Source organism: Falsiroseomonas sp. RANM36 (assembly GCF_056682175.1).
In genome coordinates, this window is sequence record NZ_JBWXTD010000002.1 from 152590 (window position 1) to 163181 (window position 10592).

The following is a 10592-nucleotide window of genomic DNA, read 5'->3' on the forward strand; positions in this document are numbered from 1 at the left end:
GGGGGGCTCCCTTTTGGTCTGCGGTGTGGGGTGTGGGGGGGGGGGGGGGGGGCGCGCCGCCCCGGGGGGGGGGCGGCGCGCGATGCGGGGGCGCCTATTGCTCGCGGAAGGCGCGGTGGAAGCTGTCGAAGACCGGCTGCAGCAGGTAGCGGCCGAAGGACCGCGTGCCGGTCTGGATCATCGATTCGACCATCATGCCCGGGCGCAGCTGCACGCCTTCCAGCGCCTGGAGCTGCGCCTGGTCGATCTCGATATGCACCCGGTAATAGGCGATGCCGCGCCGCTCGTCCTGGGTGACGTCGGAGGCGACGAAGGTGACGTGGCCGTGCAGGTAGGGCACCAGGCGCTGCTTGAAGGCGGGCAGCCGCACCTCGGCCAGCAGGCCGGGATGGATCACCTCGATGTCGTTCGGCTGGACGTTCACCTCGGCGATGATCCGGTCCTCGCGCGGGACCAGGTCCATCACCGGGTCGCCGGGGCGGATCACCGCGCCGATGGTGAAGACGCGCAGGTTGAGCACGCTGCCGGCTTCCGGCGCGGTGATCTCGAGCCGGGTCGAGACATCCTCGGCGGCGCGCAGCCGCTCCTCGGCCTCGGCGAGCTTCACCCGCACCTCGCGCAGCTCGGCCGAGACCTCCTGGGCGCGCTGGTCGCGCAGGCGGCGCATCTCGCGCTCGGCCTCGGCGATCTGGGCGTCGCTGCGCTCGGCCTGGTTGCGCAGGTCGGAGATGTTGCCCTCGGTCGAGGCGACCTGCCGCTGGATCGCGAGCAGCTGCGGCAGGCGGGCCAAGCCCTGGTTCAGCAGCCGGGCGGTGTTGACTTCCTCGGCGCGGAGCAGGACCAGCATCCGCTCCTGCGCGTCGCGCTGCGCCTCGCCGGAGCGGATCTGCGCCTGGAACTGCTCGATGCGCGCGCGCAGCACGTTGAGCTGGCTCTCGAGCGCGACGCGGCGCGCCTCGAACAGGGCGCGCTGACCGTTGAGCGCGTCCTGCGCGCGGGCGAAGTCGGCGCCGATCAACTCGGGCGGGAAGGTGACCGCGGCGGCCTCGTTCTGCTCGGCCACGAGGCGCGCATCCTGCGCCAGCAGCGCCCAGCGCTGGCTGCGCAGCGTCTCCGTCTGCTGCAGGGCCTGCGGCTGGTCGAGGCGCATCAGCACCTGGCCGCGCCGCACCTCGTCGCCGTCGCGCACCAGGATCTCGCGCACGATGCCGCCCTCGAAATGCTGGATGGTGCGGCGGGTGCCTTCCACCTTCAGCACGCCGGGCGCGATCGCCGCCTCGGCCAGCGGCGTGAAGGCCGCCCAGCTGCCGAGCCCGACCAGGAACAGCAGCACGACGGCATAGCCGAGCAGCATGGGCACGCGGGTGCGCGGCTTCGGCGCATCCAGGATCAGCTCCTCGGCCGGCGGCTGCCACAGCGCCGGCACGCTGCCGGAGGCCGGCGCCACCGCCGCCTTGCCGGGAAGCGTGATCTGGTTCATCGGGCGCCACCTTCGACGCGGGCCGGCACCTCGGCCGGCCGGCTCTGCTGCTGCACCAGCCGCTTCAGCACCTCGGCGCGCGGACCGAAGGCCTCCACCGCGCCGTCGCGCATCAGCAGCACCTTGTCCACGCCCTGCACCAGGGTGGGGCGGTGGGAGACCAGTATGACCGTGGTGCCGCGGCGCTTCAGCTCCTCGATCCCGCGGATCAGCGCCTGCTCGGCATCGCCGTCGAGGTTGGAGTTGGGCTCGTCCAGCACCACCATCTTGGGGCTGCCGAACAGCGCGCGGGCGAGGCCGATCAGCTGCCGCTGGCCGCCCGAGAGATGCTGCCCGCCATCGCCGATCTCGGTGTCGTAGCCCTGCGGCAGGCGCAGGATCATCTCGTGGCAGCCGGCGAGCTTCGCCGCCTCGAACACGAGTTCAGGCTCGGCATCGGCCATGCGGGCGATGTTGCGCAGCACGGTGCCGTCGAACAGCTCCACGTCCTGCGGCAGGTAGCCGACATACTTGCCGAAATCCTCGCGCATCCAGGTGAAGACATCGGCGCCGTCCAGCCGGACCGTGCCGGCGGAAGGCTGCAGGGTGCCGATCAGCAGGCGGATCAGCGTGGTCTTGCCGGCCGCCGAGGGGCCGATGACCGCCAGCGATTCGCCGGCCGCGAGCCCGAACGACACGCCCTTGATGATCGCCACGGGCTGGCCGGGGAAGCCGAAGGTCACGCGTTCGGCCGCGACGCGCCCGGTCGGCGGCGGCAGGGCGATGCCGGGTGGGCGCAGCCGCGGCAGCGCCAGGAAGCCGAGCAGGCGGCGATAGGCCTGCCGCGCCTGCACCAGCTGCTTCCAGCCGCCGATCATCTGCTCCACCGGCGCCAGAGCCCGGCCCATGATGATCGAGGCGGCGATCGAGGCGCCTGCCGTCAGTTCCTGCTGCAGCACGAGGAAGGCGCCGTAGCCCAGCACCGCGACCTGCACCGCCAGGCGGAAGAAGCGGGTGATCGAGAGCAGCATCGCCGCGCGGTCCGCCGCGCGCTCCTGCGGCGGCAGCGAGGCCGCGAGACCTTCCCGCCAGCGCTGCATGATGGCCGGGGCCATGCCCATGCTGTCGATCACCTCGGCGTTGCGGACCATGCTCTCCGCCCGCCGCTGGCTGGCCATGGCGCCGGTCGAGGCCTTGCGCAGCAGCGCGCCCGTCGCCCATTCGTTGGCCAGCGTCAGCAGGAACAGCAGCAGCGCGCCGAACAGGGCGATGGCGCCGAGCATCGGGTGCAGCAGGAAGATCACCGCGAGGAAGATCGGCACCCAGGGCACGTCGAACAGCGTCAGCGCCGCGGGCGAGCCGAGCCAGCTGCGGCACACCGCGAGGTCGCGCAGCGCCTCCATCCGGTAGGGCCGGTTGCGCAGCTGGCTCTCGATGGCGCGGAGGAACGCCTCCGGCGCCGCCTTGCCCTCCACCCAGCCGGCGATGCGCTGCATCACCTGGCCGCGCAGCCCGTCCAGCACCGCCATCACCAGCAGCGCGAAGACCGCGATCAGCGTGAGGTAGTAGAGCGTGTCCATGCTGCGGGTGGAGAGCACCCGGTCGAACACCTGCATCATGTAGAGAGAGACGGTGAGCTGCAGCATGTTCACCATGCCGCTGAACAGCGCGACGCCGGCGATCTGGCGGCGGCAGGCGGCGACCGCCTTGGACAGCACCGTCTCCCCCGGCCGCTCGGGGAACTGCATGTTGAGCGGCATGGGGCGCAGCATGGCGATCAGGCGCCTCCGGACAGGCGGGCGAGCAGTTGCGCGAGGCGCGAGGGAATGGTCGGGTCGAGCGCCAGCGCCACCGCCCCGATCACCGCCGCGAGGGCGAGGGCGGCCAGATTGGCCAGCACCGCGCCGGGAAAGCCGAGCGGGCGGGGCATGCGGTCGAGCTGCTCGGCCACCGCCTGGCGCCGGATCTCCTCCACCTGGTTGTGCAGCAGGCGGAAGGCATGGGCGTGCAGATCGGCCTCCGCCCTGCGGCGCAGGCCCTCGATGCCGTCGGGGCCGGGCGGGCGGCCGGCCTGCACCGCCAGCCCGAAGGCCAGAATGTCGCGCAGCCGCGTCTCCTCGGTGCCGAGGAAGTCGCGGAGCGACGGAACCTCCGGCGCCGCGTCGGGGCTCGCGATGCCGACCGGGCCTGCCGTGCCGGCCAGGCGGTTGAGCCGCGCCGGCGCGGGGCCGGGCGACTGACGCTCGGCGCCCGCGTCGCCGGTCGTTTCTGTAGCCGATGCCGTCATGAGGATCTGGCGCTCTGTACCATGCCGGATGAAGAGATCGTTAGGCGACCTTGACCGTCCGGCGACACCGCGCGCCGTAACCGCAAGCTAGCACGACCTGGCGGGCTCACAAAACGCGGAGTTGGGCGCCGGCCGCACGGCACCACCGGATCGTTACTTTGTAAGTATTGTTGCGTGACGGTCGGCTGCAAGGCGATGCTTCACGCCCGCGGCTGGAAGTCGGGCGCGGGGATGGCGAGATAGGCGATGCGCCGCGCCTCCAGCCGGCCGCGGGTCACGGTGTCGAGGATCAGCCCGCAGGCAAGCAGCAGGAAGGCCAGCAGCATCAGCCCCATGGACAGGATCGCGGTGGGCAGGCGCGGCACCAGGCCGGTCTCGAAGAAGGTCTGCAGCACCGGCACCGCCAGGCCGAGCGACAGTGCCGCGACGGCGGCGGAGACCGCGGTGAAGAAGGGCAGGGGCCGCTCCCGCCGGACCAGGAGGCCGATGGTGCGCAGGATGCGCAGGCCGTCGCGCCAGGTGTTCAGCTTGGACTGGCTGCCCGGCGGCCTTTCCCGGTAGCGGGTGCGCAGCTCCCCCACCGGCATCCGCAGCTCCAGCGCATGCACGGTGAACTCGGTCTCCGTCTCGAAGCCGGAGGCGAGGGCGGGGAAGGATTTCGCGAAGCGGCGGGAGAAGACGCGGTAGCCGGAGAGCATGTCGGTGATGCGGTCGCCGAAGACCAGCCGCACCACGCCGGTCAGCACGCGGTTGCCGAACCGGTGGCCCGGCCGGTAGGCAGCCGCGGCGTCGGTCACGCGCACGCCGGTGACCATGTCGAGCTGATCGGCCAGCAGCATGCGGATCATCTCCGGCGCGTCGGCGGCCTCGTAGGTGTCGTCGCCGTCCACCAGCACGTACACGTCCGCCTCCACATCGGCGAACATGCGGCGGATGACATGGCCCTTGCCCTGTTGCGGCTCGCGCCGCACGACGGCGCCGGCGGCGGCGGCCACCTCGGCCGTGCGGTCGCGGCTGTTGTTGTCGTAGACATGGATGGTGGCGTGCGGCAGGGCGGCGCGGAAGGCGGCGACCACGCGCGGGATCGCCACCTCCTCGTTGTAGCAGGGGACCAGCACGGCGATGCGCGGCGCGCGGCCGCCCGGCGGGGTCTCATGATCCTGTGGCACGCGATCCCCCGAACACGAAGCGGCGCGACAGCACGAAATTCCCCACCATCCCGGCCAGAGCCCCGGCGGCGACGCCGATCACCGGGTGCGCCGCCACCACCGGCAGGCCGGCGACCAGCGCCGCATAGGTGCCGTAGTTGAAGGTGAAGCCGACCAGGTTGACGACGACGAAGACCGCCCATTGCCGCATCGCCGGCCCGCTGCCCTGGCCGCGGAAGGTCCAGGCGCGGTTCAGCGCCCAGGTCGTGGTCGCCGCCGCCAGGTAGGAGACGACGCGCCCGCCATAGAGGCCGAGGCCGAGCGCCAGCCCGGCATAGAGCACGGCGGTGTCCACCACGAAGCCGATCGTTCCGACCACGCCGAAGCGCAGGAACTGCGCCAGCGTGCGGCTGCGCGCCGGGCCGAGGCGGGCGGCGAGGCGGCGCAGCAGCGCATCGCCCGGCATCGGTCTCCTCGGCGGCGCGGCAAGGCGGTCCATGGGGGCGCTCAAAGCACGGACCGGTGTCCGTTCCAAGGCAGGGGCCGGCGGCTGGACGGGCCCTGGCCGTGCTGCAACCCTGCCGCCCCGGAAGACGGGACGGTGCGGATGCGGATCGGGCTGGTGGGCCTCGGCAGGATGGGCGCGGCGATGCGGAGCCGACTGGCGGCGACGGGCGCCGAGGTCGCGGCCTATGACATCGCCCCCGGTCGCGGCGGCGTGGCCCGGCTGGAGGAGGCCGCGGCGCCGCTGGTGCTGCTCTCCCTGCCGGATGCGAAGGCGGTGGGCGCGGCGCTGGCCGGGCTGCTGCCCGCGCTGCCGCCGGGCGCGGTGATCGCCGACACCTCCACCATCTCGCCGCTCGAAGCCCGCGCCTTCGCGGCGCAGGCGGCGGCGGCCGGGCTTGCCTATCTGGACGCGCCGGTCTCCGGCGGGCCGGCCGGGGCGGCGGCCGGGACGCTGACGGTGATGCTCGGCGGCGAGGCGGCGGCGCTGGAGCGCGCGCGGCCGGGGCTGGAGCGCATCGCCGGCCGCATCGTCCATGTCGGAGATTCCGGCGCGGGGCAGGTGGCGAAGCTGGTCAACAACCTGCTGGTCGCGACGCATCTCGTCGTCGCCGGGGAGGCGCTGCGCATCGGCACCGCCGCGGGCGTCCCGGCCGAGGCGCTGCTGGCGGTGGTGAACGCCGCCTCGGGCCGCTCCGCCGCGACGGAGGTGAACCTGCCGCGCTGGGTGCTCTCGGGCAGCTTCGATTCGGGCTTCACGGCGGGGTTGATGCGCAAGGATGCGCGTCTGGCGATGGACCTGGCGCGCGCGGTCGGCGCCGAGCCATCGGCCTGCGGCGCCGCGGTGGCGGCCTGGGAGACGCCCTCGCTGCCGGACGACGCGGATTTCAACCGCATCGCCGCGCTGCTGATGCAGGAGGGACGGGCATGAGCTTCGCCGCGGCGACCGTCGCGCGGGAGGGGGTAGAGACGCTGCTCGGCGGGCGCGTCGGCAGCCTCGTGGATGGCGCGACGCGGGAGGGCGAGGGCGCGCCGATCGAACTGCTCGATCCGGCCACCGGCGCGGCCCTGCTGACCTATGCCGATGCCGGGCCGGCGGTGGCGCGGGCGGCCGCGGCGGGTGCGGCACGCGCGCAGCAGGCCTGGATCGGCCTGCCGGCCGCCGCGCGCGGCCGCCGGCTCTGGGCGCTCGGGGCGCTCGTGCGGCGGGAGGCGGAGGCGCTGGCGCGCCTCGAATGCGCCAACACCGGCAAGCCGATCCGCGATTGCCGTGGCGAGGTTTTCCGGGTTGCGGAGATGGCCGAATACTGGGCCGGCTGGTGCGACAAGATCGAGGGGCGAACCATCCCCGTGCCCTCCGGCCATCTCGTCTATGTGCGGCGGGAGCCCTGCGGCGTGGTGCTGGCGATCACGCCCTGGAACGCGCCGCTCTTCACCTGCGGCTGGAATGTCCTGCCCGCGCTCGCCGCCGGCAATGCCGTGGTGCTGAAGCCTTCGGAATACACGCCGCTGACCTCGCTCGCCTTCGCGCGCCTGGCGCTGGAGGCCGGGCTGCCGGAGGGGCTGGTGCAGGTGGTCGCGGGGCTCGGCGCCACCACCGGCACGGCGCTGCTGGCGGCGGAGCAGGTGGCGATGGTCACCTTCGTCGGCGGGCCCGCGACCGGCGCCGCCATCGCTGCGGCCTGCGCCGCGCGCACCATCCCCTGCGTGCTGGAGCTCGGCGGCAAGAGCGCCAACATCGTCTTCGACGACGCCGACCTGCCGCTGGCCGTGCAGGGCGCGCAGCAGGCGATCTTCGCCGGGTCGGGGCAGAGCTGCGTCGCGGGCTCGCGCCTGCTGGTGCAGCGGAGCATCCATGACCGCTTCGTCGCGCAGCTGGCCGAGGCGTCGCGCCGCATCGCGCTCGGCGATCCGATGGAGGCGACGACGGAAGCCGGGCCGGTCTGCAATGCGCGGCAATTCGCCCATGTCGAGGCGCTGATCGCCGCCGGCGCGGCGGAGGGCGCGCAGGTGCTGGCGGCGCCGCGCGACGCGGCGCGGCCGCCCGGCGGCTTCTGGGTGCCGCCGACCATCCTTGCGGGCGTCGGGAACGAATCGCGCGTGGCGCGCGACGAAATATTCGGGCCGGTGGTGGCCGCGATTCCCTTCGAGGACGAGGCGGAGGCGGTGCGGCTGGCGAATGCCACGCCCTTCGGCCTCGCCGGCGCGGTCTGGACGCGGGATGTCGGCCGCGCGCATCGCGTGGCGGCCGCCGTGCGCGCCGGCACCTTCTGGGTGAACGGCTACCGCACCATCCATGTCAGCGTGCCCTTCGGCGGCTTCGGCGCCTCGGGCCATGGCCGGTCCTCCGGCATCGAGGCGCTGAACGCCTATACGCAGTCCAAGGCGGTCTGGGTGGAGACCGCGGCGGCGCCGGTTCTGGGCTTCGGCCACCGGCCGGCGGCCGGCTGAGCGCGCGCCATGCCCGTCACGCCGGAGGAGGTGCGCGCCGCCTATCGCCTGATCCTCGGCCGCGAGCCGGAGAACGAGGCGGTGGTGGCCGCGCATGCGACCGGCGCGCGTGACCTTGCGGCGCTGCGTGCGATCTTCGTCAACGCCCCCGAATTCTGCCACGCCAATGCGCGCGAGATCCTGCGCTTCACGACCGGCTGGGCCGCGACGCGCACGCATGGCCCGGTCGAGACGGAATGCTCGCCCGAGGACCTCGCCCGCCTCTTCGCCCATGTGCGCCGCGTCTGGAGCCGGCTGGGCGAGGTCGAGCCGCATTTCTCCGTGGTGAGCCACGCCGCCTACAAGCCGGAGCGCATCGCGCAGACGATGCCGGCCTTCCTGGCCACCGGGAAGGCGGAGGCGGAGATGCTGGCGGCGGAGCTTGCCGGCCATGGCCTGAAGACCACGGGCTGGTCGCATGGCGTCGAGCTCGGCTGTGGCGTCGGGCGGGTGACGCGGCACCTGGCCGGCTTCGCGGAACGCGTGAGCGGCTTCGACGTCTCGGCGCCGCATCTCGAACTCGCGCGGGCCCATCTGGCGGCCGAAGAGGTCGGCAATGTCGCGCTGCTGCGGATCGAGGACCCGGCGGCGCTGGCCCTGCCGGATTGCGACCTGCTGTATTCGCGCATCGTGCTGCAGCACAACCCGCCGCCGGTGATGCTGTTCCTGCTGCGCCGGATGCTCGCCGCGCTGCGCCCGGGCGGCGTCGCGGTGTTCCAACTGCCGGTCTTCCTCGATGGCTACCGCTTCGTGCTGGCGGAGTATCTGGCCGGCATGGACGCGATCGAGGACCAGGAGCTGCATGCCCTGCCGCAGGCGGAGGTCTTCGACGCCATCGCCGAGGCGGGTTGCCGGGTGCTGGCCTGCTACCGGGACAACTCCCTGGCCCGCATCACCCAGGTTTCGAACCGTTTCGTCGTTCAGCGCCCGACCGGTTCCCCTTGAGGGAGATGCCCGCAGGCCGCTAGCCTCGCCATCGCTTCATTCTGGAGACGACCCGAACATGCTTCGTCGCGACCTGTTCGCCGGTGCCGCGGCCGTTGGCGCAGCCGCCGCCCTGCCGCGCTTCGCCATCGCCCAGCCCGCGGCCGCGCGCACGCTGAAATACGTGCCGCACGCCAATCCGGGCAACATCGATCCCTTCACCAACACCGCCTTCATCGCGCGCGACCATGCCATGCTGGTGTACGACCAGCTCTACGGCATGAATGACCGCTTCGAGCCGCAGCCGCAGATGGTGCAGGGCCATGTGGTGGAGAATGGCGGGCTGCTCTGGCGCTTCACGCTGCGCGAGGGGCTGAAGTTCCATGACGGCACGCCGGTGCGCGGGCGGGACGCGATCGCCTCGATCCGCCGCTGGGGCCGGCGCGACGCCTTCGGCCAGGAGCTGATGGCGCGCGTGGCGGAGATGACGGAGGAGAGCGACCGCGTCTTCGTCATCCGCCTGAACCGGCCCTTCCCGAAGATGATCGAGGCCTTCTCGAAGGTCACGACGAGCTGCCTGTTCGTGATGCCGGAGCGGCTGGCGAATGTGGACCCGTTCCAGAACATCACCGAAGCGGTCGGCAGCGGCCCCTATCGGTTCGTGCAGAACGAGTGGGTGCCGGGATCGCGGCTGGTCTATCAGCGCAATGCCGACTACGTGCCGGTTTCCTCCGGCACGACGAGCATGACGGCGGGGCCGAAGGTGGCGCATTTCGACCGCGTCGAGTGGCACATCATCCCGGATGCCTCGACCGCCTCGGCGGCGCTGCAGTCCGGCGAGATCGACTGGTGGGAACAGCCGACGGCCGACCTGCTGCCGCTGATGACGCGCAACCGCAACATCGCCGTGGACATCATCAACAATTCGGGGCTGATCGGCATCTTCCGGCCGAACCACCTGACCGCGCCCTTCAACAACCCCGCGGTGCGCCGCGCGGTGGTGACCGCGGTCAACCAGATCGACTTCATGACCGCGGTGATCGGCACGACCGGCGTCGAGGGCAGGCCCGACCTGCGGCGCGAGGGCATCGGCTATTTCGCGCCCGAGAGCCCCTCGGCCTCCACCGTCGGGCTCGACAAGCTGAAGAAGAGCGTGGATGCGGCGCGGGCGGAGCTGCAGGCCGCCGGCGCGATGGGCGCGCGGCTGATCCTGATCAACGCGACCGACCTCTACTCGATCAACGCGGCGAGCCTGGTGGGCGCCGACCTGTTCCGCCGCATGGGCTTCAACGTGGACCTGGTCAGCACCGACTGGGGCAGCATGGTGGCCCGCCGCGCGAGCAAGAACCCGCTGGAGCAGGGCGGCTGGTCCGGCTTCTTCACCTTCTGGTCGGGCGTGGACCATTGGAACCCCGCGAGCCATGCCGCGATCCGCGGCCATGGCGACAATGCCTGGCCGGGCTGGCCCACCATCCCGGCGCTCGAGACGCAGCGCAACGCCTGGTTCGACGCGCCGGACGAGGCCACGGCCAAGGCCGCGACGACGGAGATGCAGCGCATCGCCTTCGAGGAGGTGCCCTATGTGCCGACCGGCATGTACTACCAGCCCACGGCCTACCGGCGGAACCTGACCGGCATCCTGAAGGGCCAGCCGCCGCTGTTCTGGAACGTGCGGCGCGCGTGAAGGCAAGCACGCGGCGCGCGTGACGCCGGGCGCGGCGCCCCCCCCCCCCGCCGCGCCGCCGCCCCCGCGCGGGGGGGGCGGACAGCCCCCGGCCGC

General features: G+C 72.7%; 9 protein-coding genes. 4 read left to right on the forward strand and 5 right to left on the reverse strand.

The genetic code is table 11. The features are described 5' to 3' along the window. Window positions 1–94: 94 nt before the first annotated feature. The 5 genes from AC1MIR_RS01640 to AC1MIR_RS01660 all read right to left on the reverse strand — a co-directional run bounded on the left by AC1MIR_RS01640 (window position 95) and on the right by AC1MIR_RS01660 (window position 5393). Window positions 95–1480, reverse strand: a complete 1386-nt coding sequence (locus AC1MIR_RS01640; RefSeq protein ID WP_480026446.1) for an HlyD family type I secretion periplasmic adaptor subunit — start codon at window positions 1478–1480, stop codon at window positions 95–97. Continuing rightward, entirely contained in the window at window positions 1477–3231 is a 1755-nt protein-coding gene (locus tag AC1MIR_RS01645) for a type I secretion system permease/ATPase (protein ID WP_480026447.1), read from the reverse strand. Before AC1MIR_RS01645 ends, AC1MIR_RS01640 begins: the two co-directional genes overlap by 4 nt. Before the next feature lie 5 nt (window positions 3232–3236). Then, complete coding sequence (locus AC1MIR_RS01650) at window positions 3237–3746, reverse strand: hypothetical protein (protein WP_480026448.1); 510 nt, start codon at window positions 3744–3746, stop codon at window positions 3237–3239. 200 nt (window positions 3747–3946) lie between these two features. Continuing rightward, window positions 3947–4915, reverse strand: coding sequence for a glycosyltransferase family 2 protein (locus AC1MIR_RS01655; RefSeq protein ID WP_480026449.1), 969 nt, complete (start codon window positions 4913–4915; stop codon window positions 3947–3949). Beyond that, the gene (locus AC1MIR_RS01660; protein WP_480026450.1) at window positions 4899–5393 is read right to left on the reverse strand and encodes a GtrA family protein; all 495 of its coding nucleotides are present in this window, start codon (window positions 5391–5393) and stop codon (window positions 4899–4901) included. The genes AC1MIR_RS01655 and AC1MIR_RS01660 overlap by 17 nt, the downstream gene beginning before the upstream one ends. 108 nt (window positions 5394–5501) lie before the next feature. Here AC1MIR_RS01660 and AC1MIR_RS01665 point away from each other — a divergent pair, with 108 nt between their 5' ends. Genes AC1MIR_RS01665 through AC1MIR_RS01680 form a run of 4 tightly spaced genes read left to right on the forward strand, consistent with a single transcriptional unit; the run spans window position 5502 to window position 10496 of the window. After that, the gene (locus AC1MIR_RS01665) at window positions 5502–6329 is read left to right on the forward strand and encodes an NAD(P)-dependent oxidoreductase (protein WP_480026451.1); all 828 of its coding nucleotides are present in this window, start codon (window positions 5502–5504) and stop codon (window positions 6327–6329) included. Next, window positions 6326–7849: an aldehyde dehydrogenase family protein gene (locus AC1MIR_RS01670; RefSeq protein ID WP_480026452.1), complete on the forward strand. Its 1524-nt coding sequence runs from the start codon at window positions 6326–6328 to the stop codon at window positions 7847–7849. The genes AC1MIR_RS01665 and AC1MIR_RS01670 overlap by 4 nt, the downstream gene beginning before the upstream one ends. A gap of 9 nt (window positions 7850–7858) precedes the next feature. Further along, window positions 7859–8833 carry a class I SAM-dependent methyltransferase gene (locus AC1MIR_RS01675; RefSeq protein WP_480026453.1) on the forward strand — a complete coding sequence of 325 codons (975 nt, stop codon included), beginning with the start codon at window positions 7859–7861 and terminating at the stop codon, window positions 8831–8833. Between the two features lie 58 nt (window positions 8834–8891). After that, window positions 8892–10496 carry an ABC transporter substrate-binding protein gene (locus AC1MIR_RS01680; RefSeq protein ID WP_480026454.1) on the forward strand — a complete coding sequence of 535 codons (1605 nt, stop codon included), beginning with the start codon at window positions 8892–8894 and terminating at the stop codon, window positions 10494–10496. Window positions 10497–10592: the final 96 nt, after the last annotated feature.